This is a genomic window from Streptomyces sp. NPDC001914 (assembly GCF_042891215.1).
In the GTDB taxonomy this organism is placed as follows: Bacteria; Actinomycetota; Actinomycetes; order Streptomycetales; family Streptomycetaceae; genus Streptomyces.
In genome coordinates, this window is the sequence record NZ_JBIASW010000019.1 from 145,741 (window position 1) to 169,759 (window position 24,019).

Below are 24,019 nucleotides of genomic sequence, written 5' to 3' on the forward strand. Positions count from 1 at the left end.
CTCGCCTAGCTTGGAAGAAGCCGAACGTCTCGCTCGACCAAGCGAATGGCGGTCGTGAGCCGGAGCCCTTGGCAGGCAACCCCTGCGGCACCGCTCCCCGCCCCTTCCGGCGTCTCGTAAATCCCTCATCGCACTTCCGGCCGCCCCTGTGGGTGCCCGCCGGAGGCAAGGAGTCGATTCATCATGGCCGAGACGACCGTCCGCCGAGTCCGTCACCTCTCCCGCACGAGCAGCGAGTCCGACCGCAAGAACGCTGCCGCCGCGCTCCAGCGCGCCCTCGACCGCCGGGACAACGGCGGCGCGACGGGCCACTGAGGCCCGCCGCCCGCACGACCGGGAGCCGCACCCGCAGAGGTGCGGCACGGGGTCCCGCCCCGTGCCGCACCTCGACGTGCCGATCCGGGCCGTCGCGCCGTCAGTTTCCGCGCCGCACCACGAAGTGGTCGATCCGCTCGCCGCTCTGCGCGAGCGCCGACACCGTGAGCCGCGGCGAGGGGCCCGCCTGCGCCTCCACCGAGAGGAAGGAGAAGCCGGTGTACCGCACCCTGGACCACTCCACGGTGTCCGCCTTCTTCTGCTTCGACTTCGTCCAGTGGAAGGTCTTCACGGACTCGCGCCGCGTGACCTTGCCCTCGTAACTGTCCTTCACCCCGATGGGGAAGCCGTAGAGGCTCTTGCCCGCGCCGCCCGCCGTCACGTACACGATCCCGTCCCGGGTCGGATCGGTCGAGGCGCCCACCGGCACCTGCCTGCCCACCGTGCCGCCCTTGATGGCGTCGGTGCGCTCGTACACGTGGTTGTGTCCGTTGATCACCAGGTCCACCTGGTGCTTGGCGAACAGCGGCACCCAGGCGTCGCGCACCCCGCCGTCCGAGGCGTGCGTCGACGTCGAGTAGGCGCAGTGGTGGAAGAAGACGACCACGAAGTCGACCTGCCCCCGCAGCTCCCCGAGCCGCCTGTCCAGCCAGGCGGTCTGCCGGCCGTCCGAGTAGCCCTTGTTGGCGGGGATCTCGTACGACACGTCGTTGGCGTCCAGCGCGACGACGCCGACGTTGCCGTACACGAAGGAGTAGGCGCCCGGCGCGTTGCGGGGGTCGAAGCCGTTGGAGGGGAGCGCCCAGCGCGCCGACTGACCGCCGTAGCCGTTCGGCGAGTACCAGGCCTCCATGTCGTGGTTGCCGGTCGTCACCATCCACGGCACGGTCTTCGCGACCGTCTCGGTCTGCTTGAGGAACAGGTCCCAGGCGGCCGGGTCGTAGACGTCCGACTTCTGGCCCAGCCCGATCCCGTCCGCGTAGCAGATGTCGCCCGCGTGCAGATGGAAGGCGGGACCGCGGCCCAGGAGCACCTTGTCGTTGGCGAGCGCGTCGGGGGTGACGCCCTGGTCGCCGAAGGCGGTGAACACGAACGTCTCGGGGTGCGCCGGCGCCGTGCGGAACCGGCCGATCGTGGCGTGCCGTTCCCTGCTCGCCGGGTCGAAGCCCTCGTGGCCGACCCCGTAGTAGTACGTCTTCCCCGGGCGCAGCCCGTCGAGCGCCGCGTGCAGGTAGTACTGGTCCAGGGCGGCGCGCTGCCCGCTGAGGCCCGGGGTGTGCAGATGGCGGACCTCGGCCTCGATCCGGCGGCTCAGGCCCCAGGGCGTCGAACCCACCCGGATGTAGGGCTTGCGCACCGCGAACGGCACCTGCCAGGAGATCCGCATCTGGGTCTTCGGGTCCGCGCCGAAGGCGAGATGGCGGCCGAACGGCGTGACGGCGGAGCCGGGGACCCTGCTGGTCGCCGGGCTCGGTGACGAGCCGGACGCCGCCCGGGCGGGCGCCCCGGTGCCCTGGGCGCAGCCGGCCAGCAGCCCGCCGCCCGCGAAGGCGCTCGCCGCGACCAGGGCCCGGCGCCGCGTGAGCCTCGTCCTCAGGTACTCGTACTGCTCCGCCATGCTCATGCCGCGTGCGAGCTCGTACGGGATGCCGACGTCGGGGACGGGGGACTCGGGGGAGGTCCCCGTGGAGGGAGCGGTCATGTCGGAGAAGTTCCCAGCCTGCGCCAACGGCGTTCCTACATACGGGTGAACGTGTGTCGAAGCGTAGACGTGCTGCGCCTCCGGCCCGGGTCGCGGTGCGGGGCGTGCCGCGCCTCCGCCGGTGCCGAAGGGCGAGCGCGCCACGCCGCCGCCCGTGCCGGAAGCGGACGTGCGGCGACACTCGTCCGTCCGTATGCCGGACGTCGCGTGTCATTCCATGGGACAAGGAGTACGGTGCCGTCATGTCTCGCAGCATCGATCTCGCAGTGATCCCCGGTGACGGCATCGGCCAGGAAGTCGTGGCCCAGGGGCTCAAAGTCCTCTCCGCCGTCCTCCCGCAGGACGTGAAGCTGGAGACCAGGGAGTTCGACTTCGGCGCCCGGCGCTACCACGCCACCGGTGAGACCCTCACCGACGCCGACCTCGACGCCCTGAAGGGGCACGACGCCATCCTGCTCGGCGCGATCGGCGACCCCTCGGTCCCGTCCGGTGTCCTGGAGCGCGGCTTCCTGCTCAAGCTCCGCTTCGCCTTCGACCACCACGTCAACCTGCGTCCGTCGAAGCTCCTGCCCGGTGTCGCGACCCCGCTCGCCGGTCAGCCCGAGATCGACTTCGTCGTGGTCCGTGAGGGCACCGAGGGCCCGTACACCGGCAACGGCGGCACCATCCGCAAGGGCACCGAGCACGAGGTCGCCACCGAGGTCTCCGTCAACACGGCCTTCGGTGTCGAGCGCGTCGTCCGTGACGCCTTCGCCCGCGCCCAGGCCCGTCCGCGCAAGAAGCTCACGCTGGTCCACAAGAACAACGTGCTGACCTTCGCGGGCCACCTGTGGACGAACATCTTCAACAAGGTGGCCGCGGAGTTCCCCGAGGTCACCACCGACTACCTCCACGTGGACGCGGCGACGATCTTCCTCGTCACGCAGCCCGAGCGCTTCGACGTGATCGTCACCGACAACCTCTTCGGCGACATCATCACCGACCTGGCCGCGGCCGTCTCCGGCGGCATCGGTGTCGCCGCCTCCGGCAACATCAACCCCACCGGCGAGTTCCCCTCGATGTTCGAGCCCGTGCACGGCTCGGCCCCCGACATCGCGGGCCAGGGCAAGGCCGACCCCAGCGCCACCGTGCTGTCCGTCGCCCTGCTCCTGCGCCACCTCGGCTACGAGGGCGAGGCCGCCCGGATCGAGGAGGCCGTCTCCGCGGACCTCGCCGAGCGCGTCGGCAAGCCCGCCCGCAGCACCGAGGAGATCGGCGACGCGCTCGCCCTGCGAGTAGCCGGCTGACCCGCCGCACCGCCTACGTTCCGTAGCAGCCGCCGGGTCGCATCCGCACCCGGCGGCTTTCGCGTGCCCTCGCCGGGTGCCACCATCGACCCCTGGGTCATCCCCGGGGCGATCCCGGGGCATTCCCCGGGCCGTTTTCACATCGTTTCGTCCACGGACCTCCGCGCGCGATAATCGAGGCGGAGCCGCGGAACGAGGGAATGCTCGGACGTCCTAGCACTGGCCACGGACGGTTCGGGTGTGAGCGCGGCCCGTCACATACAACCGGTGAAGGACAAAACCACTCATGACGCAGCCCACGATCGAGCTCAAGCCCTCCGCCAGTCCGCTCGCCGCCGCCGAGCGCGAGGCGATTCTGGCCAACCCCGGGTTCGGCCGCCACTTCACCGATCACATGGTGACGATCAAGTGGACCGAGGGCCGCGGCTGGCACGACGGCCAGCTCGTCCCCTACGGACCGCTCTCCCTCGACCCGGCGAACATGACCCTGCACTACGCGCAGGAGATCTTCGAGGGTCTCAAGGCCTACCGCCGGCCCGACGGCTCCGTCGCGACGTTCCGTCCCGACAAGAACGCCAAGCGCTTCCAGGCCTCCGCGCGCCGGCTCGGCATGCCCGAGCTTCCCGTCGAGACCTTCATCGAGGCCTGTGACGCCCTCGTCCGCCAGGACCGCGACTGGGTTCCCGCGCACGGCGGCGAGGAGTCCCTCTACCTGCGTCCGTTCATGATCGCGACCGAGGTCGGTCTCGGTGTGAAGCCCGCCAACGAGTACCTCTTCCTCGTCATCGCCTCGCCCGCCGGCGCCTACTTCGCGGGCGGCGTGAAGCCGGTGTCGATCTGGCTCTCCGAGGACCGCGTCCGCGCCGTCCCCGGCGGCATGGGCGACGCGAAGACGGGCGGCAACTACGCCGCCTCGCTCCTCGCCCAGAAGGAGGCCGCCACCAAGGGCTGCGACCAGGTCTGCTACCTCGACGCGGTCGAGCACAAGTGGATCGAGGAACTCGGCGGCATGAACCTGTACTTCGTGTACGGCGACAGGATCGTCACCCCGTCCCTGACCGGCTCCATCCTGGAGGGCGTGACCCGCGACTCCCTGCTGACCGTCGCCCGCGACCTCGGCTACACCGCCGAGGAGGGCCGCGTCTCCATCGACCAGTGGCAGACCGACGCCGAGAACGGCACCCTCACCGAGGTCTTCGCCTGCGGCACCGCCGCCGTCATCACCCCCGTCGGCACGGTCAAGCGCGCCACCACCGAGTGGCGTCAGTCCGGCGGCGAGCCCGGCAAGGTCACCCTCCGCCTCCGCGAGGCCCTGCTCGACATCCAGCGCGGCATCACCGAGGACACCCACGGCTGGATGCACCCACTGGCCTGATCCCCCCGCACCTGCGTCCGGTCCCCGTCTTCCCAACAGGGTTACGGGGACCGGCTGTTGGCGCGACGCGTAGCGCCCCGGCGACACGGGTATCCACTCAGTCCACAGGGGGAGCGTGTCCTCCGGTGCGCCCGCACGGCCACGGAGGGAGCACAGGTGAGGGCAAGGTCGCCGCTGTCACGGCCGAGCTGGCTGCTGCGCACCCTGCGCACCCCGCGCCGTCCGCAGAGCCTCACCGTCCTCGGCCTCCTCGCCGCCGTCGCGGCCCTGCTGCTCTGGAGCAGCCGGCGGATGGACAACTACGGGGAGAACCTCACCCTCAACCTCGGCACCGACATCGTCGGTGTCGTCGTCACCGTCTTCGTGATCGGCCCGCTGATCAGCCGCGCCCAGGAGGGCCGGGTCCGCGAGCACACCCGGCTGGACTACGAATGGTTCAGCGCCCAGGTCTACGGCGCCACCTCGAACGTCAAGGTCCTCGACACCTTCTCCAGCGTCTTCGGCCCGCAGTTCTCCGAGCGGCTGTTCCGCGGCGTGAAGGCGGCCACCGCGCACGGCGCCCGCGTCCAGATCCTGCTCCTGGACCCGGACTCCCTGGCGGTCATCCTGCGCGGCCGTGAACTGGGCGAGCGGAGCGCCGACATCCGCCGCGACATCATGCGCAACCTGCAAACCCTGGACCGCTTCGCGCAGCGGCTCGACGAGGACTGCCGTCACCTCCTCGAAGTGCGCCTGTGCTCCACGTCCCCCGGTGTGACCCTCTACCGCTGGGACGACCGCTCCCTCGTCTCCTTCCTCACCGTCGGCCGCCTCTCCGGCGAAGGCGTCCAGCTCGAAGTGGCCGTCCGTTCCCCGCTCGGCACGTTCGTCGAGCAGCGGTTCGACGAACTGTGGCAGCAGAGCATGCCCATGGACCGGTTCACCCACCTGCCGGTGACCCTGGTCGACGCGACCGACGGCCGCAGGGCGTTCAGCTGCCGGTTCGTCTACGCGGACGACACCCTGTACGTCGCGGGTCACGACCTCGTGTCGTACATGGCGCGCCACCGGCTGGACCAACTGTCGGCGCACAGCGAGGCCTTGAGCGCCCCCGGCGCACACGAACTCGTCGTGGTCGACGACGAAAGCGAGCTGCACGCCTTACTCATCCAGCACTTCGCGGAGAAGTACGATGCGAGCGCGAGCGCGACCGTGACAGCGTTCGTCGAACTGCGGCCGCAGGCTCTCGTCACGGAATAGCGGCGTGCGGCATAACGGAACAGAGGCCCCGGTCACCCATGTGCTCAGCGCTCCACCCGGCTCCGTCCGCCGGCACAGGCTCCCTGGACACGAGCCCCCGCTTTCGTGCCTTCACTCCGCGTGACCTGGACGGCCTGCTCGGGCGCGTGTCCCTGGCACCGGCCGAACGGCTCGCCCTGCGGGCCGTGGCGGCCGTCCTGCCGTTCCGCACGAACAGTTACGTGGTCGACGAGCTGATCGACTGGTCGGCCGTGCCCGACGACCCGATCTTCCGGCTGACGTTCCCCCAGGCCGGGATGCTGCCCGGGCCCGATCTCCAGCAGATGGCCGACCTGCTCTCCCAGGAGGCTCCGAAGGCGGACGTGCTGCGCGCGGCCCACGAGATCCGGATGAGGCTCAACCCGCATCCCTCGGGCCAGCTCGATGCCAACGTCCCCGTCCACGAGGGGCGTCGCCTCACCGGTCTCCAGCACAAGTACCCGGAGACGGTGCTGATCTTCCCGCGCCAGGGCCAGACCTGCCACGCCTACTGCACGTACTGCTTCCGCTGGCCCCAGTTCGTCGGCGAGTCGGACCTGCGGATCGCCACCGACGACGTCGCCGCCACGTCCGCCTATCTGCGGGCCCACCCGGAGGTCACCAGCGCCCTGATCACGGGCGGCGATCCGCTGGTGATGAGCACCGACGTGCTGCGCCGGTACGTCGAACCGCTCCTGGAGATCGACACGGTCCGCTCGATCCGCATCGGGACCAAGTCGCTCGCCTTCTGGCCGTACCGTTTCCTCACCGACCGGGACGCCGACGACCTGCTGAGGCTGCTGGAGAGGGTGGTGGCGAGCGGCCGCAACCTCGCTCTGATGGCCCACTTCACGCATCCCCAGGAGCTGCGGCCCCCGGCCGTGCGGGCGGCGATGCGCCGGGTGCGCGACACGGGGGCCGTGATCCGCTGCCAGGGTCCCCTGGTGAGGGGGATCAACGACAGCGCCGAGGCGTGGGCCGAACTGTGGAACGAGACGACCGCGCTGGGGGCGGTGCCCTACTACCAGTTCGTCGAGCGGGACACCGGCCCGCAGGGCTACTTCGGGGTGCCGCTGGCCCGCTGCCACGAGATCTTCCGCGACGCCTACGCCCGGGTGTCCGGCCTGGCGCGGACCGTGCGGGGCCCGGTGATGTCGGCGATGCCGGGCAAGGTCTGCGTGGACGGGACGGCGGAGGTGGCGGGTGAGGAGGTCTTCGTGCTGCACCTCATCCAGGCCCGCGATCCGGACCTGGTGGGGCGGCCGTTCTTCGCCGCGTACGACGAGCAGGCGACGTGGTGGAGCGACCTAAAGCCTGCTTTCGGCGCGGACCGGTTCCTGCCCGGGCTCGACGCCGGGTGAGGTGGAGGCCGCCGTCAGGGCCAGGTAGGTGAGCCCGCCGACCAGGCCCGACAGGATGAAGCTGCAGTCCACCCCGCCCGTCAGGGACAGCAGCGGGCCCTCGTACGACGGCAGGGACACGGCCAGGAGGCCGACGACGGCGCCCAGCGCCCAGGCCGCCGTGGCCTGGACGTTCCAGCCGGCCCGGTACCAGTAGACGCCGCCGCGCGAGCGGCGGTTGAAGACCTGGAGGGCGTCGGCGTCGTAGATCCCGCGGCAGCGGACGAAGCCGATCAGGGTGATGACCGCCCACGGGGTGCCGATCGCGGTCAGCAGCAGGACGAAGGACGTCATCGCGGACTGGGCGTTCCAGGCGTAGTGGCCGACCAGCACGCAGAGCATGGCGACGACGGCGACCGCGCAGGTGGCGCGGGCGCGCGAGGCGCGGGGCAGGATCGCGTCGAGGTCGAGGCCCATGGAGTAGAGCATCAGACCGGCGTTGCCCACCGAGCCGGCGGAGGCGGCCAGCAGCAGCGGGATCAGGTACCAGGTGGGGGACGCGGAGACGAGCGGTCCCGCGTAGTCGAGGGCCGCGCGGGCCCCGTACGCGGTGAAGGTGCCGAAGAGCTGGGGCACGAGGAGACCGGCGATCAGGCCGAGCCAGGTGCCGTGCAGGACCGTGCGGGAGGAGTGGCGCTCGGGCGAGATGTAGCGGGTGTAGTCGCCGAGCAGCGTGATGAACGCGATCGGGCCCGACAGACCGGCCGCGACGGCGGCGAGCAGCCAGGTGGGCCAGAACGAGCCGAGCAGATAGCCGCCGGCCTCGGGGAGCGCCGCGGTGGTGAAGTGCGGGGCGTACGCGATCACGCCGACCGCCAGCAGGGCCGACATGCCGATCGCGAGGGCGCGGGACATGGCGAGCAGCACGCGGTAGCCGTAGACGGCGCCCGCGACGGTGGCGGCGGCGAGCACCGTGTACACGACGGCGTACGAGAGCCCGTTCGCGGGGAGGCCGAAGAGGCGGCCGAGGACGCCGATCATCACGTCGCCGCCGATCCACACGGTCAGCGCGGTGTAGCCGAGGGCGAGCAGCAGGCCGACGACCGAGCCGACCAGCCGTCCGCGGACGCCGAACTGCGCGCCGGAGGAGGTGGAGAGGTTGGTGCCGGTCCGCAGCGAGACCAGGGCCAGCGGCGCGGTGAGCGCGGTCCCGACGACCGTGCCTGCCACGATCGAGCTCACGGAGGACCACCAGTCGAGCCCGAACGACGGCGGCAGCCAGCCGAAGATGATCACCCCGAGGCAGAGGTTGGAACCGAGCAGGATCGACACGAGGTCGCGCGGCCCGCTGGTGCGTTCCGCTTCCGGGATCGTGTCGACTCCGCGCTGTTCGATCGGCATGGCTGGTCTCCTTTGACGGCCGCCTGGCGTGGTGCGATGCGGCACCACGAGTTAGAGCGACGCTCAATGTGGCGTCTCCGATGCTTGTCCGTCAATGTTTCCCTTCCATGAATCCGACGTTTAGAGTGATGCTCTAAATGGAGGAAGGCGAGGAGGTGTCGCGGCGTGAGACTGACCCCCACGGAACGTGACCGACTGCTGCTGTTCTCGGCCGCGGAGCTGGCCCGGGCCCGCCGGGCGCGCGGCCTCAGGCTGAACGTGCCCGAGGCCACCGCGCTGATCGCGGACACCGTCTGCGAGGTCGCCCGCGACGGCGGCCGGCTGGCCGAGGCCGTCGAGGCCGCCCGGTCCGTCCTCGGCCCGGAGGACGTCCTGCCCGGCGTCGCCGACATCGTGACCGAGGTGCACGTCGAGGCCGTCTTCGACGACGGCTCGCGCCTCGCGGTGGTGAGCGACCCCATCGGGGGCGGACTCGGAAACCAGGCCCCGGGCGCGCTGCTGCCGGGCCCCGAGCACGCCGAACCCGAGGCCGTCGTCCACCTGTCCGTGACGAACACGGCCACGGTCCCCGTCTCCGTCACCTCCCACTTCCACTTCTTCGAGGCCAACCCCCGGCTCGACTTCGACCGGCCCGCCGCCTACGGCATGCGGCTGGCCGTACCCGCCGGATCCTCCGTCCGCTTCGGGCCGGGGGAGAGCGCCGAGGTGGGGCTCCTGCCCATCGGCGGAGCGCGCGTCGCCATCGGCTTCGCCGGACTGGTCGACGGACCTCTGGACGCGCCCGGGGCCAGGGAAGAGGCCCTGCGCCGCGCCGCCGCCTGCGGCTACCTCGGCGTACCGGACACCCGCGAGAAGGAGGCCGGGCGATGAGCCGCCCCGGAGGACACCCCGCCGAGGCGCGCCGCCTCACCCCCTACGAGTACGCCGCCACCCACGGCCCCCGCGCCGGCGACCGGGTCCGGCTCGGCGACTCGGGGCTGACGATCCGCGTCGAGTCCGACGCCCAGCTCCCGGGCGACGAGTTCCTCGCCGGATTCGGCAAGACCGCCCGCGACGGGCTGCACCTCAAGGCCGCCGCCGTCCGGGAGACCTGCGACGTCGTCATCAGCAACGTCGTGGTGATCGACGCGGTCCAGGGCATCCGCAAGGTGTCCATCGGCATCCGCGAGGGCCGGATCTGCTCGATCGGGCGGGCCGGCAACCCCGACACCCTCGACGGCGTCGACGTCGTGGTCGGCACCGGCACGTCCATCGTCTCCGGCGAGGGCCTGATCGCCACCGCAGGAGCCGTCGACACCCATGTCCACCTGCTGTCGCCGCGCATCATGGAGGCCTCGCTGGCCTCCGGCGTCACCACGGTCATCGGCCAGGAGTTCGGCCCGGTGTGGGGCGTAGGCGTCAACTCGCCCTGGGCGCTGCGCCACGCGTTCAGCGCCTTCGACGCCTGGCCGGTCAACATCGGCTTCCTGGGCCGGGGTTCGTCCTCCCACGACGCCCCCCTCGTCGAGGCGCTGGCCGAGGGCGGGGCCAGCGGCTTCAAGGTGCACGAGGACATGGGCGCGCACACCCGCGCCCTGGACACGGCCCTGCGGGTCGCCGAGGACCACGACGTCCAAGTGGCCCTGCACAGCGACGGGCTGAACGAGTGCCTGTCGGTCGAGGACACCCTCAGGGTGCTCGAAGGCCGCACCATCCACGCCTTCCACATCGAGGGCTGTGGCGGCGGCCACGTCCCGAACGTCCTGAAGATGGCCGGCGTCCCGAACGTCATCGGGTCCTCCACCAACCCGACCCTGCCCTTCGGCCGGGACGCCGTCGCCGAGCACTACGGCATGATCGTCTCCGTCCACGACCTGAAGACCGACCTGCCCGGCGACGCCGCCATGGCGCGTGACCGCATCCGCGCCGGGACCATGGGCGCCGAGGACGTCCTGCACGACCTGGGCGCCATCGGCATCACCTCCTCGGACGCGCAGGGCATGGGCCGCGCCGGCGAGACCGTCCGCCGCACCTTCGCCATGGCCGGCAAGATGAAGGCCCAGTTCGGCGCCCCCGAGGACCACGACAATGAACGCGTCCTGCGCTACATGGCCAAACTGACCATCAACCCCGCCATCGCGCACGGCCTCGCCCACGAGGTCGGCTCCATCGAGACCGGCAAGCTCGCCGACATCGTGCTGTGGCGCCCCGAGTACTTCGGCGCCAAACCGCAGCTCGTCCTGAAGTCGGGCTTCCCCGCCTACGGCGTCGTCGGCGACCCGAACGCCGCCACCGACACCTGCGAACCCCTCGTCCTCGGGCCGCAGTTCGGGGCGCACGGTGCGACGCCCGCCGAGATCTCCGTGGCCTTCGTCGCCCAGGCCGCGCTCGACCAGGGCAACGACACCATGCCCACCCGCCGCCGCCGCGTGGCGGTCCGCGGCACCCGCGGCATCGGCCCCGCCGACCTGCGCCTCAACTCCCGTACCGGAGCGGTCGACGTGGACGGGCGCACCGGGCTCGTCACCCTCGACGGCGAGCCGCTGCGCTCCGAGCCCGCCGACTCGGTCTCCCTCAACCGCCTGTACTTCCTCTGATGCACACAGCCCGTAAGGAACACCCCATGTCTGCTGCCGCCGACGGCTTCCGCATGCCCGCCGAGTGGACCCCGCACGAGCGCACCTGGATGGCGTGGCCGGGCCCCAACCCCACCTTCGACAACCCCGAGGACCTCGCCGCCTCCCGTGCCGCCTGGGCGGAGGTGGCCCGGACGGTCCGCCGCTTCGAACCCGTCACCGTCGTGTGCGGTCCGGGCCAGTCGGGACCGGCCGCCGAACTCCTCGGTCCCGGCATCGACACCGTCGAGCGGGAACTCGACGACGCCTGGATGCGCGACATCGGCCCCACCTTCCTCACCAACGGAAACGGTGAACTCGCCGCCGTGGACTGGACGTTCAACGGCTGGGGCGCCCAGGACTGGGCCCGCTGGGAGCACGACTCCAAGATCGGCGCCCAGGTCGCCGAACTGGCCGGCGCGAAGACGTACGCCTCCCGGCTGGTCAACGAGGGCGGCGCGATCCACGTCGACGGCGAGGGCACCGTGCTGCTCACCGAGACCGTGCAGCTCGGCCCCGAGCGCAATCCCGGCTGGAGCCGCGAGCAGGTCGAGGCGGAGATCCACGCCCAGCTCGGCACCGAGAAGGCCATCTGGCTGCCGCGCGGCCTGACCGGCGACTACCCCCCGTTCGGCTTCGGCACCCTCGGCCACGTCGACATCGTCGCCGCCTTCGCCCGGCCCGGCGTGATCGTCGCCCACTCCCAGCAGGACCCCGCACACCCCGACCACGAGGTCAGCAAGGAGGTCATCGGGCTGCTGAGGGCCCAGACCGACGCGCGCGGCCGCGCCATAGAGGTCGTCGAGGTCCCCGCCCCCACCGTCCTGGAGGCCGACGGCCACTGGGCGGACTACTCGTACATCAACCACTACCTCTGCAACGACGGCGTCGTCCTGTGCGGCTTCGACGACCCGCGCGACGAGACCGCCGCGGGCATCTTCCGCCGGCTCTTCCCCGAGCGGACCGTGACCCTGGTGGACGCACGTACGATCTTCGCGGGCGGTGGTGGCATCCACTGCATCACCCAGCAGCAGCCGAAGGTCTGACAACGGGAGTCACGGATGGCCGGTGCGCGGAAGAACGCGCCACCGCGCGAGGAGGTCCTCGCCGCCGCCATGGAGATGATCGCCGAGCGCGGTCTGGAGAAACTCACCATGGCGGCGCTCGGCCGTGAGGTCGGCATGAGCAGCGGCCACCTCCTCTACTACTTCCGCTCCAAGGACGAGCTGCTGCTGCGCACCCTGGAGTGGAGCGAGGGCCGCCTCGGCGCCGAGCGCGGCCGGCTGCTCGCCGCGCGCGGGACCGCCCGCGAACGGCTGGACGCCTACGTCGACCTGTACGTCCCCGACGGCCACCGGGACCCGCACTGGACCCTGTGGCTGGAGGTCTGGAACCACTCCCAGAACGCGGACGACGACGCCCGCGACCGCCAGGCCGCCATCGAGGGCGCCTGGCACCGGGATCTGGTCGCGCTGCTCGCCGAGGGCGTCTCGCGCGGCGAGTTCCGCCCCCTCGACGCGGACCGCTTCGGCGCCCGGCTGCGCGCGCTGCTGGACGGCTTCTCCATCCATGTGGCGATCGGCCTGCGCGGCACCAGCCGTGAGCAGGTCCTGTCCCACGTGCGGGAGTTCCTGGACGAAGCGCTGGGCTGAGCGGTCGCCGTCCACCGATCATGTAGCCCAGTGTTCGTATCCTGAGACACCGTGTGATCGCGGGGGCGGCATGTGCCAGACTGCCCCCGTGCTCTCGTTCGCCATGATTATTGGCAGCAGGCGCGCCGGTCCGCAGTGACCGCCACGTACGACCAGGTACGGGCGGACACCGTCGTCCTCGACCCGCGCGCAGACCTCTCGCACCCGCGAGGGGTTTTTCGCATTTCTGGCCCACCTTCAGCCGGGAGCGCAGCGCGAGGGATCATTGGGGGACGGTGGAGCCGGTCATTCCGGTAGACCGAGTTTCAATACAGGAGCCTTGAGACCATGACGGAAACCAGCGAAGTCGACGATTCCTTCCACGTCTTCGACACGACGCTGCGCGACGGCGCGCAGCGCGAGGGCATCAACCTCACCGTGGCGGACAAGCTGGCCATCGCGCGGCACCTGGACGACTTCGGGGTGGGTTTCATCGAGGGCGGCTGGCCCGGCGCCAACCCCCGCGACACCGAGTTCTTCGCCCGCGCCGCCCAGGAGATCGACTTCCGGCACGCGAAGCTCGTGGCCTTCGGAGCGACCCGCAGGGCCGGCGGCAAGGCCTCGCAGGACCCCCAGGTCAAGGCACTCCTGGACTCGGGTGCCCCGGTGATCACGCTGGTCGCCAAGTCCCACGACCGACACGTGGAGCTGGCGCTGCGCACCACGCTGGAGGAGAACCTGGAGATGGTCCGCGACACCGTCTCCCACCTGGTGGCGCAGGGCAGGCGGGTGTTCGTGGACTGCGAGCACTTCTTCGACGGCTACCGGGCGAACCCCGCCTACGCGAAGTCCGTGGTCCGGGCCGCGCACGAGGCCGGAGCCGACGTGGTGGTGCTGTGCGACACCAACGGCGGGATGCTCCCGGCGCAGGTGCAGGCCGTGGTCTCCACCGTGCTGGCGGACACCGGCGCGCGGCTCGGCATCCACGCCCAGGACGACACGGGCTGCGCGGTCGCCAATACGCTGGCGGCGGTCGACGCGGGCGCCACGCACGTGCAGTGCACGGCGAACGGCTACGGCGAGCGGGTCGGCAACTCCAACCTGTTCCCCGTGGTGGCGGCCCTGGAGCTCAAGTACGGCAAGAAGGTGCTCCCCGAGGGCGCGCTGCGGGAGATGACGCGGATCTCCCACGCGATCGCCGAGGTCGTCAACCTCACCCCCTCCACCCACCAGCCCTACGTCGGTGTCTCCGCCTTCGCGCACAAGGCGGGCCTGCACGCCTCCGCGATCAAGGTCGACCCGGACCTGTACCAGCACATCGACCCCGAGCAGGTCGGCAACACCATGCGGATGCTCGTCTCCGACATGGCCGGCCGCGCCTCCATCGAGCTCAAGGGCAAGGAGCTGGGTGTCGACCTCGGCGGCGACCGCGAACTGATCGGCCGGGTCGTCGAGCGCGTCAAGGAACGCGAGCTCCAGGGCTACACGTACGAGGCCGCCGACGCGTCCTTCGAGCTCCTGCTCCGCGAGGAGGCCGAGGGCCGCAAGCGCTCCTACTTCGAGGTCGAGTCCTGGCGGGCCATCGTCGAGGACCGCCCCGACGGCAGCCACGCCAACGAGGCCACGGTCAAGCTCTTCGCCAAGGGCGAGCGCATCGTCGCCACCGCCGAGGGCAACGGCCCGGTCAACGCCCTGGACCGCGCCCTGCGCGTGGCCCTGGAGACGCTCTACCCGCAGCTCGCCAAGCTGGAGCTGGTCGACTACAAGGTCCGCATCCTGGAGGGCAAGCACGGCACGTCCTCCACCACCCGGGTCCTCATCTCCACCTCCGACGGCACGGGGGAGTGGTCCACGGTCGGCGTCGCGGACAACGTCATCGCCGCGTCCTGGCAGGCCCTGGAGGACGCCTACACCTACGGTCTGCTGCGGGCCGGGGTGGAACCCGCCCTGTAGCGGGCACCCGGCGGGAGCCCGTGTCCCGTCCCCGGCGGGGACGGGACACGGACCGCGCTACCGCAGCTGCCACTTCTGGTTGGCGGCCCCCGTGCACGACCAGATCTGCGCCCGTGCCCCGTTCGCCGACGAGTTGTCCGTCACGTCGAGGCACTTGTTCGCCCCGGCGTTGACCACGTCACCCGTCGACGCGTTGTACGACCACTGCTGGGCGCCGGAGCCGTTGCAGTCGTAGAGCTGGACCTTGGCGCCGTCGGAGACCGACCCCGAGGTGACGTCGAGGCACTTGCCGAGCGCGCGCACCGAACCGTCGGTCCCCACGGTCCAGGTCTGCGCGGCGGTGCCGTTGCAGTCGTAGAGCTGCACCGCCGTGCCGTTGGCGCTCGACGCGCCCGCCACGTCGAGGCACTTGCCGGCCAGACCGACGAACGCGCCCGAGCGGCCGCCGCCGCCCGAGGGGGTGCCGGACCACGTGAAGGTCGCCGAGGTCTTGCCCGGCAGCGAGTAGGTGGCGTGCTGGGAGCCCCAGTTGATCGTGACCGTCCTGGCGGCCGAACCGTCGTTGTAGGCGATCAGCGCCTTGCCGCCGTCCGGGTTGCGCCAGGCGACGTTCGGGACGGCCGACGACGCCGTGGAGGCGATCCGCTGCGCCCCGGTCCGGACGAACTTCGTCAGGTGCCCCATCGTGTAGTACTCGACCGTGTAGTCGACGGTCCCGCTCGCGCCGTCCCCGTTGTGCACGGTGATCAGCCCGGTGCAGGTGCCGCAGCCCCCGTTGTGCGGCCCCTTGTTCTGGTCCACGGCGAGGGACCACTTGGTCACCGACTTCGCCCAGTTGCGGGTGTAGTCGACGATGTTGAGCATGTCCTCGCGCTGCTGGTCGGCGATCCAGGTGCCGCCGGAGTGCTCGGTCCCGAAGGCGTCGAGACCCGGGTACTGGTTGTGCACGCCCGTCTGCTTGGCGACGTCACCGCCGTACCCGTGCCAGGCGATCCCGCCGAAGTTCGGGTGCGAGCGGACCGCCGCGTCGTCGACGGTCTGGGCGGCGTAGGAGTCGTACACGTCCCAGTTCCAGTCGTGGGCGAGCACCTTGGTGGACAGCCCGGCCTGCTGGAGCTTGGGCAGCAGCTCGCTCTTGGTGAAGTAGGCGAGGCCCGAGGCGTTCCAGCTCATCGAGGGATAGCCGGAGCAGCAGGTCGGCTCGTTCTGGGCGGTGACGTAAGAGACCGGGACGCCCTGGTCGCGGTAGGCCTGGAGGTACTTCACGAAGTACGAGGCGTACGCGCCGTAGTCCTCCGCCTTCAGCCAGCCGCCGTTCAGCGACCCGCTGTCCTTCATCCAGGCCGGTGCCGTCCACGGCGAGGCCATGACGGTCAGGGAGGGGTTGAGCTGGAGTGCCTGTTTCGTCAGCGGGACCACGTCGGCGAGGTCGTGCGCGATGGAGAACTGCGTCAGGTTCGGATCGCTCTGCCCGGCCGGCACGTCGTCGTAGCTGTAGCCGAACCGGGCCAGGTCGGAGGCGCCCATGGGGTTGCGCAGGAAGGACAGCCCGATCCCGTCCGTCGGGGAGAAGAGCTTGCGCATCGTCGCGTCACGGGTGCTCTGCGAGAGCGCGCCGCTGCTGTTCATCAGCCACGCCGCGGTGTCCGTGAAGGACGCGCCGCCGCCGGTGAAGGTCTGGTAGCGCGTGTTCTCGTCGATGGTGATGTTCTCGCCGCCGCCGCCGCTGCCGGACTGGAAGGCGAAGGGCGCCTGTGCCTGGAGGCCGCGGACGACATGGCGTCCGCCGTCGTCGTCCGTCGTCGTGAGATAGGCGGTGACCTGTTCGCCCGCGGCGTGCGCGGGCGCGGCCGCGGTGAATCCGGCGGTGGCGAGCAGCCCGGCGACGATCAGCCGGGCCGCCCGGGTGGATCTCCTGCTGGAACTCCTGGTGGAACTCCTCATGGAGCGCCGCCCTTCTGGAGGTGGGGGAGGAGGCGTGCGAGGCGTGAGTAAATGACGGCTGCGAAGCCGCGTCAAGGGGTTGTGCGTTCAGATTTTGAAGGAACAACTGCCCTGATCCAGACGGGACTTGGGTGTGTACCGGTTCTGACGTGAAGTCTTGACGGGTTGCCGGGTCACCAGTTAACTCACGCCGTGATCTAAGTCGTGAGAAGAGCGAGGGAACAGAGCGGCACGTCATCGTCAGGAAGTACGTCGTCCGAACCACGTGAGAGTCGAGGGGAACCCCATTGACCGGGCTCGATCGGAATTCCGTACGTAGAACCGCTCTGCTGGCCGGTGCCGCGCTGATCACCGGGCTGCTTCCGCTCGCCTCGGCGGGAACGGCGGCGGCCGATGATCCCGCGCCCGTCCCGGTCGACCGCTTCGAGGGCGAGGTGCCCTTCGCGAACCAGCCCGCCGAGGGCATCTTCACCTGGGGCGGCGACAGCGACGACCCGCCGAAGCTCGCCCTGACCGAACGGTCCGACGCGCCCGAGGGCGCCAAGGTCCTCACCGGCGACTACGACATCAGCGGCTACGGCGGCTTCACCCACGACTTCGCGGCGGACCAGCCGGCCCACGACTGGTCCGCGCACAAGGGCATCCGCTTCTGGTGGGACGGCCGGAACACCGCCAAGAAGATCGCCTTCGAGATCAAGGACGGCGGCACCAACGGCGAGGCCTCGGAGCTGTGGACGACCTCCTTCACCGATGACTTCAGCGGCTGGAAACAGGTCGAGATCCCCTTCGCCGACTTCGTCTATCGCACGGACTACCAGCCCGTCGGCGGTATCGACCACGTCCTCGGCCTGACGCAGATGTGGGGCTACGCCCTCACCCTCCCGGTCGGCGCCCCGGGGCAGTTCGCCCTGGACGACGTCGAGCTGTACGGCAGGGCCGACCAGTCCCTGCGTGCCTCCGTCACCACCGACTCGGCGGTCTACCCGGTCAAGGAGGGCGGCACGGCACGGGTGAGGATCTCCGTCGTCACCACCGGCTCCGCCCCGATCGACGAGCCCGTCACCGTCGCGTACGAGAGCACGGGCGGCGGCGCCGTACCGGGCCGGGACTACGCCCCCGTCAAGGGCGAGATCACCTTCCCGGCGGGCACGACGTCCGGCACGAGCCGCACCGTCACCGTACGGACCCTGCGCGACAAGTCCGCCGAAGCGGCCGAGACCGTCCCCCTCACCCTCACGGTGACCGGAGCCAAGGCCCCCGCCGAGACCCCGCAGGTCGTCATCGACGCCCACGGGCTGCCGTATCTGAACCCGAAGCTGTCCGTGCGGAAGCGGGTCGCCGACCTGGTCTCCCGGATGTCCCTGGAGGAGAAGACCGGGCAGATGACCCAGGCCGAGCGCGGCGCGATCGGCACCGGCGGCGACATCGCCTCCTACGACCTCGGGTCCCTGCTCTCCGGCGGCGGCTCCACCCCGACCCCCAACACCGCCGCGGCCTGGGCGTCGATGATCGACGGCTACCAGCTCCGGGCGCAGGCGACCCGGTTCCAGATCCCGCTGATCTACGGCGTGGACGCGGTGCACGGCCACAACAACCTCGCCGGCGCGACGGTCATGCCGCACAACATCGGCATCGGCGCCACTCGTGACCCCGCCCTGGCGGAGCGGACGGGCGCGGTGACCGCCTCCGAGGTCCGCGCCACCGGCATCCCCTGGGACTTCGCCCCCTGCCTGTGCGTGACCCGCGACGAACGCTGGGGCCGTTCCTACGAGTCCTTCGGCGAGGACCCGGCGCTCGTGAAGTCCATGGAGACGGTCGTCCAGGGCCTCCAGGGCGCCCGCGACGGCAGCGACCTGAAGGACGACGACAGAGTCCTCGCGACCGCCAAGCACTTCGTCGGCGACGGCGGCACGGGGTACGGCACGTCCACGACGGGCTCGTACACCGTGGACCAGGGCGTCACGAAGGTCACCCGGCAGGAGCTGGAGGCGGTCCACCTGTCGCCGTTCAGGACCGCGGTCGACCGGGGCGTCGGCTCGGTCATGCCGTCGTACTCCTCGCTGGACATCGTCGGTGACGGCCAGGGTCCGGTGAAGATGCACGCCCGCGCCGACATGATCAACGGGGTGCTCAAGGGCCGGATGGGCTTCGACGGCTTCGTCATCAGCGACTGGAACGCCATCGACCAGCTCCCCGGCGACTACGCCTCGCACGTCCGCACCTCGGTCAACGCGGGCGTGGACATGATGATGGTGCCGTACTCCTACAAGGACTTCCGGGCGACGCTCACGGACGAGGTGAAGGCGGGCCGCGTCACCGAGCGGCGGATCGACGACGCCGTGTCGCGCATCCTCACCCAGAAGTTCGAGCTGGGTCTCTTCGAGAAGCCGTACGCGGATGCCAGCGGCGCCTCGCGGATCGGCTCGGCGGCGCACCGCTCCGTGGCACGGCAGGCGGCGGCCGAGTCCCAGGTCCTGCTGAAGAACGCGGGCGGCGTCCTGCCGCTGCGGAAGTCCCAGAAGGTCTACGTCGCCGGTTCGAACGCCGACGACCTCGGCAACCAGACCGGCGGCTGGACCCTCACCTGGCAGGGCTCGTCCGGCCCGATCACCAAGGGCACGACGATCCTCCAGGGCATGCGGAACGCCGGCGGTGACGTCACCTACTCCAAGGACGCCTCGGCTCCGACCGGCGGGTACGACGTCGGTGTGGTCGTCGTCGGCGAGACCCCGTACGCGGAGGGCGTCGGCGACGTCGGCAACGGCAACGACCTGGAGCTGACCGTGGCCGACAAGGCGGCCGTTGACAAGGTGTGCGCGGCCATGAAGTGCGCGGTGCTGGTCGTCTCGGGCCGCCCGCAGCTCATCGGCGACCGGCTCGGCGGCATCGACGCCCTCGTGGCGTCCTGGCTGCCGGGCACCGAGGGGGACGGGGTCGCGGACGTCCTCTACGGACGGCGTGCCTTCACCGGGCAGCTCCCGGTCACCTGGCCGAAGTCGGAGTCCCAGCTCCCGATCAACGTCGGTGACGCCTCCTACGACCCGCAGTTCCCCTACGGCTGGGGGCTCACCACACTGACCAAGGCACCGGCGGGCGGCTCCGCCGCACTGCGGGAGCTCGCCCGGGTGGCCTCGGCGGCCGAGCGGCGCGGCGCCGACGGGACGGCCCGCGCGGCCGTGACGAAGGCCCGCCTGCTCGTCCAGCAGAAGATCGGCTCCTCGGTCACCGCGGCGAACGCGGGGCCCTTCGCGGACGCCGACCATCTCCTGCTGACCGGGCGCTACGGAGAGGCGGTGGCGAAGCTGGCCCAGGCGTACCGCATGGCGTGAGGGAGAAACGGGAGGGCCGGCCGGGGCTGAACCGTCAGCCCCGGCCGGCCCGCGTTCCGGCTGCGGAGGACCTTGCTCCCGATGTCCGCGGAAGACCTCCTCCCGATGTCCGGTTTTGCTCTGGTTCGGGTAGCTTCAAGGCATGAGGGCCGCACACACCCGAGGACTTCCAGGCCTGCTGGTCGCGCTGATGCTCGCGGCCCTGGCGGTGGTGTGGCTCCCGGCGCCCGGGGCCCACGCGGCCACCGACGTCTCCACCGTCGCGGCGGCCCTGCGCAAGGGCCCCGTCTATGTGGACCCGGCCGCCTCCGGCCAGCTCTCCGCCTCGGAGGCGGACGCCCTCGCCGCCAAGATCAAGAAGGCGGACAAGCCGGTCTTCGTCGCCGTGCTTCCCGCGGACTTCCCCACGCAGAACCTCTTCCAGAACCTGCGCACCGACACCGGCATCACGGGCCTGTACGCGGTCAGACTCGGCGATCGCTTCGACGCCCGCGCCGACTCCGCGGTGATGTCCCGCTCGGCCGTGCAGAACCTCGTCACCAGCGTCCAGGGCGTGTCGGACGCGAACACCCAGCTCAACGCGTTCACCGACCGCGCGCTCGCCAACATCCGCGGCGCGGCTCCCGCGAGCTGGGGCGGCACCTCGAACGACGGAGGTGTCTCGGCGGGAGCGCTGATCGCGATCGGCGCGGTGGCCGTCCTCGGCGGCGCGGGCGCGTACACCGTCGTACGGCGCAACCGGCGCCGGCAGGAGGCGGAACAGCAGGCCGCGCTCGAACGCCTCCGCGTGGTCGTGGACGAGGACATCACCGCCTTCGGCGAGGAACTCGACCGCCTCGACTTCCATCCCGCCGAGGCCGGCGCCGACGACACGATGCGCGCGGACTACGAACGCGCGCTGGACGCCTACGAACAGGCGAAGTCGTACATGGGCGAGGCCCGGCGTCCCGAGGACGTGCGCCCGGTGACCCAGGCACTGGAGGAGGGCCGCTTCTCTCTGGCCGTGCTCGCCGCGCGCCGCGAGGGCCGCCCGGTTCCCGAGCGCCGCGCGCCCTGCTTCTTCGACCCCCGGCACGGCCCGTCCGTCGCCGACGCGACCTGGACGCCGGCCGGAGGGGCGCCGCGCGAGGTCCCGGTCTGCAAGGCGGACTGGATCCGGCTCGGAGACGGCGAGGAGCCGGCGGTCCGCGAGGTCGAGACGGACGGCGGCCGCCGCCCCTATTGGGACGCGGGTCCGGCGTACGGGCCCTGGGCGGGCGGCTACTTCGGCGGCGGCCTGCTGCCCGGCCTGCTCGTCGGGACCGTGCTCGGCAGCGTGATGGCGAGCCCCGGATACGGGGCCGCGTACGGCACCGGGTACGGCGACTTCGGCGGTGGTTACGACGGAGGCGATGTCTCCGGTGCCGACTTCGACTCCGGCGACTTCGGCGGCGGCTTCGGTGACGGCGGCGGGGGAGGCGACTTCGGCGGGGGCGGCGACTTCGGGGGCGGATTCTGAGGCCCTGCCGTTGCCGTACTCGGCGGCTCGTACTCCCCGCGCGGGCCGGACCGCAGGCCGACCGGAGACGGACACGAGAGCGCCCGCCTCCTCCGTACGGAGAAAGCGGGCGGGCGCGCTCGCGATGCCGGCGTGGGCCGGACGGGCCGGTGCCTCAGCCGGCGTTCCGGATCGCCGAGATGTCGAAGTTCAGCTTGATCTTGTCCGAGACGAGGACGCCACCGGTCTCCAGGGCCGCGTTCCAGGTGAGGCCCCACTCGGAGCGCAGGATCTCGGCCTTGCCCTCGAAGCCCACGCGCTCGTTGCCGAACGGGTCCTTGGCGGCGCCGTTGAACTCCAGGTCGATGCTGATCTGCTTGGTGGTGCCGAGGATCTCCAGATCGCCGGTGATCCGGTAGTCGTCACCGCCGAGGGCCTCCGCCTTGGTGGAACGGAAGGTCATCGCCGGGAACTCGTCGGTCTTGAAGAAGTCGGCGCTCTTGAGGTGACCGTCGCGGTCGGCGGACCCGGTGTCGATGCTGTCCATCGTGATGTCGAGGGAGGCGGCGGACGCGGAGGGGTCGGAGCCGTCCAGGTGCAGCGTGCCCTCGAAGTCCTTGAACGAGCCCTTGACGTTGGTCACCATCGCGTGCCGGGCGACGAAGCCGATCGTCGAGTGGGACGGGTCGATGGTGTAGTCGCCGGTCAGCGCGGCCAGGTCCGGGCTGACGGCGGCGGCCGTCGCGGTGGCGGTGGTGGCGGCGCTGTCGGTGGTCTTGCGGCCGAAGATGCCCATGAGGTGCTCCTTGGGGGGACGGGCCGTGGTTCCGGGGAGAGCCACGGCGTGAATCTGTTGAATGTTCAACGAGGCCAACGCGGGCAACCGTAGACCTATTCCGTTCAAGTTTCAACAGCATCCGGAGTGTGTCCGCGCCGTCACGGTGGGTCGCGTCCGTCCCGCCTCTGGCGGACGCGCGTAGAACTCGGGCACCATCTGCGTGCACCCCCTGCACAGCCGCCCCAAAGGAAACACGGCCGCACGCCCGTGCGGCCGCCCGACGGTCCTCCCGCAGGAAAGGTCCCCCCAGATGAAGTTCAGGTCCGCGCTGACGGCCCTCGCCCTTCTCGTGGCCCCCGGTGTCGCCGTCGTCGGCACCGCCACCGACGCCTTCGCCGTCAGCAAGATCAGTCACGCCACCGCGACCTCGATGTTCCGGCAGTCCGGCATCACCTGGTCCTCCTCCGGCAACTGCTCCGACCGCAACAACTCCACCTGCACCTCCTTCGAGCAGCTCAACCTCGCCACCGCGCAGGGCGCCCAGACCCTCAAGGGGTCCAGCGGCTGCGCGCTGAACATCACCGGCGGCACCGAGACCGGCCACGCGAGCGGCACCTACTCGCACTGGAACGGCTACAAGCTCGACTACGGCAAGAACACCTGTGTCACCGCCTACATCAAGAACACCTTCAGCTACATAGGCCTGCGCGGCGACGGCGCTCCGCAGTACCAGTCGGGTGCCGGCAACATCTACGCCGACGAGGGCAACCACTGGGACGTCCTCTACTACAACTGCGGCGGCTGCTGAGCCGGCGCCCGCGGGGTGCGCGGACCCCCGAACGGGGGTCCGCGTCACTCCGGTGATGGCATATGCGGCTCATGAATGTGAGATGGCGGTCGGCGGAACAGTTTGTGAGACCCCCACAACCCCAGGCCCCTCCGGGCAGTCGGATCGCCTGCATGTGATGGTGGTTCTGTTCAGGGGCACCAGGAAAACGGTCCGGAGACTGTGCAGAGTCGACGGGCCTCTTTCCTTGGTGGACTTCGTATGGTCGCTACATGACCGTTTTGGACGAGGCCGACACCGCGAGCTCCACGATCCCCGCAGACGAACCGACGGACGCGCGTGGCCGGGTGGCCGAGCTGCACGCGATCCGTGCGGAGGCGCTGCGCGGGCCCAGTGAGAAGGCGACCGAGGCGCAGCACGCGAAGGGCAAGCTGACCGCGCGGGAGCGGATCGGGCTGCTGCTGGACGCGGGTTCGTTCCAGGAGGTCGAGCAGTTGCGCCGGCACCGGGCGACCGGGTTCGGCCTGGAGGCCAAGAAGCCGTACACGGATGGTGTGATCACCGGTTGGGGCACGGTCGAGGGCCGTACGGTGTTCGTGTACGCGCACGATTTCCGGATCTTCGGCGGTGCGCTGGGTGAGGCCCACGCCACGAAGATCCACAAGGTCATGGACATGGCCATCGCGGCCGGTGCGCCGCTGGTGTCGCTGAACGACGGCGCGGGCGCCCGTATCCAGGAGGGCGTCTCGGCGCTGGCCGGTTACGGCGGCATCTTCCAGCGCAACACGAAGGCTTCGGGTGTCATCCCGCAGATCTCGGTGATGCTGGGTCCGTGTGCGGGCGGTGCGGC

Annotated in this window: 18 protein-coding genes; 14 read left to right on the top strand and 4 right to left on the bottom strand. The window is 70.9% G+C overall.

Annotation, left to right across the window (positions count from 1 at the left end; genetic code table 11):
• Positions 1 to 183: 183 nt before the first annotated feature.
• Complete coding sequence (locus tag ACFYYF_RS36140) at positions 184 to 315, top strand: hypothetical protein (RefSeq protein ID WP_103550476.1); 132 nt, start codon at positions 184 to 186, stop codon at positions 313 to 315.
• Between the two features lie 100 nt (positions 316 to 415).
• Here the strand turns inward: ACFYYF_RS36140 and ACFYYF_RS36145 are convergent, their stop codons facing one another.
• Complete coding sequence (locus tag ACFYYF_RS36145) at positions 416 to 2,017, bottom strand: purple acid phosphatase family protein (RefSeq protein WP_388782494.1); 1,602 nt, start codon at positions 2,015 to 2,017, stop codon at positions 416 to 418.
• A gap of 242 nt (positions 2,018 to 2,259) precedes the next feature.
• On the opposite strand from ACFYYF_RS36145, the gene ACFYYF_RS36150 reads away from it, so the two are divergent.
• The 4 genes from ACFYYF_RS36150 (at position 2,260) to ACFYYF_RS36165 (ending at position 7,296) form a co-directional block, all read left to right on the top strand.
• On the top strand, positions 2,260 to 3,303 hold the full coding sequence (locus ACFYYF_RS36150; RefSeq protein ID WP_388782496.1) for a 3-isopropylmalate dehydrogenase: 1,044 nt from the start codon (positions 2,260 to 2,262) through the stop codon (positions 3,301 to 3,303).
• Positions 3,304 to 3,589: 286 nt separating this feature from the next.
• Positions 3,590 to 4,678 carry a branched-chain amino acid aminotransferase gene (locus ACFYYF_RS36155; RefSeq protein WP_361692628.1) on the top strand — a complete coding sequence of 363 codons (1,089 nt, stop codon included), beginning with the start codon at positions 3,590 to 3,592 and terminating at the stop codon, positions 4,676 to 4,678.
• Between the two features lie 156 nt (positions 4,679 to 4,834).
• Entirely contained in the window at positions 4,835 to 5,917 is a 1,083-nt protein-coding gene (locus ACFYYF_RS36160) for a hypothetical protein (protein ID WP_388782498.1), read from the top strand.
• A 146-nt stretch (positions 5,918 to 6,063) separates the two neighbouring features.
• Positions 6,064 to 7,296, top strand: coding sequence for a KamA family radical SAM protein (locus ACFYYF_RS36165; protein WP_388782501.1), 1,233 nt, complete (start codon positions 6,064 to 6,066; stop codon positions 7,294 to 7,296).
• Here the strand turns inward: ACFYYF_RS36165 and ACFYYF_RS36170 are convergent.
• Positions 7,243 to 8,676, bottom strand: a complete 1,434-nt coding sequence (locus ACFYYF_RS36170) for a cytosine permease (RefSeq protein ID WP_388782504.1) — start codon at positions 8,674 to 8,676, stop codon at positions 7,243 to 7,245. The genes ACFYYF_RS36165 and ACFYYF_RS36170 overlap by 54 nt on opposite strands.
• 165 nt (positions 8,677 to 8,841) lie before the next feature.
• On the opposite strand from ACFYYF_RS36170, the gene ureA reads away from it, so the two are divergent.
• From ureA to cimA, 5 genes are all read left to right on the top strand, one after another.
• A complete protein-coding gene (gene ureA, locus ACFYYF_RS36175; RefSeq protein ID WP_361692616.1) occupies positions 8,842 to 9,546 on the top strand; it encodes an urease subunit gamma in 705 nt (234 codons plus the stop codon).
• The gene (locus tag ACFYYF_RS36180; RefSeq protein ID WP_388782507.1) at positions 9,543 to 11,252 is read left to right on the top strand and encodes an urease subunit alpha; all 1,710 of its coding nucleotides are present in this window, start codon (positions 9,543 to 9,545) and stop codon (positions 11,250 to 11,252) included. The genes ureA and ACFYYF_RS36180 overlap by 4 nt, the downstream gene beginning before the upstream one ends.
• 26 nt (positions 11,253 to 11,278) lie before the next feature.
• A complete protein-coding gene (locus tag ACFYYF_RS36185) occupies positions 11,279 to 12,316 on the top strand; it encodes an agmatine deiminase family protein (protein WP_361692610.1) in 1,038 nt (345 codons plus the stop codon).
• Positions 12,317 to 12,331: 15 nt separating this feature from the next.
• A complete protein-coding gene (locus ACFYYF_RS36190) occupies positions 12,332 to 12,922 on the top strand; it encodes a TetR/AcrR family transcriptional regulator (RefSeq protein WP_365491605.1) in 591 nt (196 codons plus the stop codon).
• 327 nt (positions 12,923 to 13,249) lie between these two features.
• The gene (cimA, locus tag ACFYYF_RS36195) at positions 13,250 to 14,854 is read left to right on the top strand and encodes a citramalate synthase (protein ID WP_388782512.1); all 1,605 of its coding nucleotides are present in this window, start codon (positions 13,250 to 13,252) and stop codon (positions 14,852 to 14,854) included.
• 57 nt (positions 14,855 to 14,911) lie between these two features.
• Here cimA and ACFYYF_RS36200 read toward each other — a convergent pair whose 3' ends face one another.
• Complete coding sequence (locus ACFYYF_RS36200) at positions 14,912 to 16,798, bottom strand: ricin-type beta-trefoil lectin domain protein (protein WP_388782514.1); 1,887 nt, start codon at positions 16,796 to 16,798, stop codon at positions 14,912 to 14,914.
• A gap of 287 nt (positions 16,799 to 17,085) precedes the next feature.
• Here ACFYYF_RS36200 and ACFYYF_RS36205 point away from each other — a divergent pair, with 287 nt between their 5' ends.
• Both ACFYYF_RS36205 and ACFYYF_RS36210 read left to right on the top strand, forming a co-directional pair.
• Complete coding sequence (locus ACFYYF_RS36205) at positions 17,086 to 20,127, top strand: glycoside hydrolase family 3 N-terminal domain-containing protein (RefSeq protein ID WP_388782516.1); 3,042 nt, start codon at positions 17,086 to 17,088, stop codon at positions 20,125 to 20,127.
• A 142-nt stretch (positions 20,128 to 20,269) separates the two neighbouring features.
• Positions 20,270 to 21,625 (top strand): hypothetical protein, encoded by a 1,356-nt coding sequence (locus ACFYYF_RS36210; RefSeq protein ID WP_388782518.1) that lies wholly within the window; start codon positions 20,270 to 20,272, stop codon positions 21,623 to 21,625.
• Positions 21,626 to 21,779: 154 nt separating this feature from the next.
• Here the strand turns inward: ACFYYF_RS36210 and ACFYYF_RS36215 are convergent, their stop codons facing one another.
• Positions 21,780 to 22,400 (bottom strand): YceI family protein, encoded by a 621-nt coding sequence (locus ACFYYF_RS36215; protein WP_388782538.1) that lies wholly within the window; start codon positions 22,398 to 22,400, stop codon positions 21,780 to 21,782.
• A 292-nt stretch (positions 22,401 to 22,692) separates the two neighbouring features.
• On the opposite strand from ACFYYF_RS36215, the gene ACFYYF_RS36220 reads away from it, so the two are divergent.
• Together ACFYYF_RS36220 and ACFYYF_RS36225 are read left to right on the top strand one after the other, a co-directional pair.
• A complete protein-coding gene (locus ACFYYF_RS36220; protein WP_361692592.1) occupies positions 22,693 to 23,190 on the top strand; it encodes a hypothetical protein in 498 nt (165 codons plus the stop codon).
• A gap of 251 nt (positions 23,191 to 23,441) precedes the next feature.
• A partial coding sequence (locus tag ACFYYF_RS36225) for a carboxyl transferase domain-containing protein (protein ID WP_388782521.1) occupies positions 23,442 to 24,019 on the top strand: 578 nt, incomplete at its 3' end.

Bases quoted from the DNA above. Each gene is read 5' to 3' on its own strand.
- ACFYYF_RS36210 (WP_388782518.1), top strand. From the start codon at position 20,270: ATGAGGGCCGCACACACCCGAGGACTTCCAGGCCTGCTGGTCGCGCTG.
- ACFYYF_RS36170 (WP_388782504.1), bottom strand. From the start codon at position 8,676: ATGCCGATCGAACAGCGCGGAGTCGACACGATCCCGGAAGCGGAACGC.
- ACFYYF_RS36145 (WP_388782494.1), bottom strand. From the start codon at position 2,017: ATGACCGCTCCCTCCACGGGGACCTCCCCCGAGTCCCCCGTCCCCGAC.
- ACFYYF_RS36220 (WP_361692592.1), top strand. From the start codon at position 22,693: ATGAAGTTCAGGTCCGCGCTGACGGCCCTCGCCCTTCTCGTGGCCCCC.
- ACFYYF_RS36150 (WP_388782496.1), top strand. From the start codon at position 2,260: ATGTCTCGCAGCATCGATCTCGCAGTGATCCCCGGTGACGGCATCGGC.
- ACFYYF_RS36200 (WP_388782514.1), bottom strand. From the start codon at position 16,798: ATGAGGAGTTCCACCAGGAGTTCCAGCAGGAGATCCACCCGGGCGGCC.
- cimA (WP_388782512.1), top strand. From the start codon at position 13,250: ATGACGGAAACCAGCGAAGTCGACGATTCCTTCCACGTCTTCGACACG.
- ACFYYF_RS36215 (WP_388782538.1), bottom strand. From the start codon at position 22,400: ATGGGCATCTTCGGCCGCAAGACCACCGACAGCGCCGCCACCACCGCC.
- ACFYYF_RS36185 (WP_361692610.1), top strand. From the start codon at position 11,279: ATGTCTGCTGCCGCCGACGGCTTCCGCATGCCCGCCGAGTGGACCCCG.
- ACFYYF_RS36140 (WP_103550476.1), top strand. From the start codon at position 184: ATGGCCGAGACGACCGTCCGCCGAGTCCGTCACCTCTCCCGCACGAGC.
- ACFYYF_RS36155 (WP_361692628.1), top strand. From the start codon at position 3,590: ATGACGCAGCCCACGATCGAGCTCAAGCCCTCCGCCAGTCCGCTCGCC.
- ACFYYF_RS36180 (WP_388782507.1), top strand. From the start codon at position 9,543: ATGAGCCGCCCCGGAGGACACCCCGCCGAGGCGCGCCGCCTCACCCCC.
- ACFYYF_RS36190 (WP_365491605.1), top strand. From the start codon at position 12,332: ATGGCCGGTGCGCGGAAGAACGCGCCACCGCGCGAGGAGGTCCTCGCC.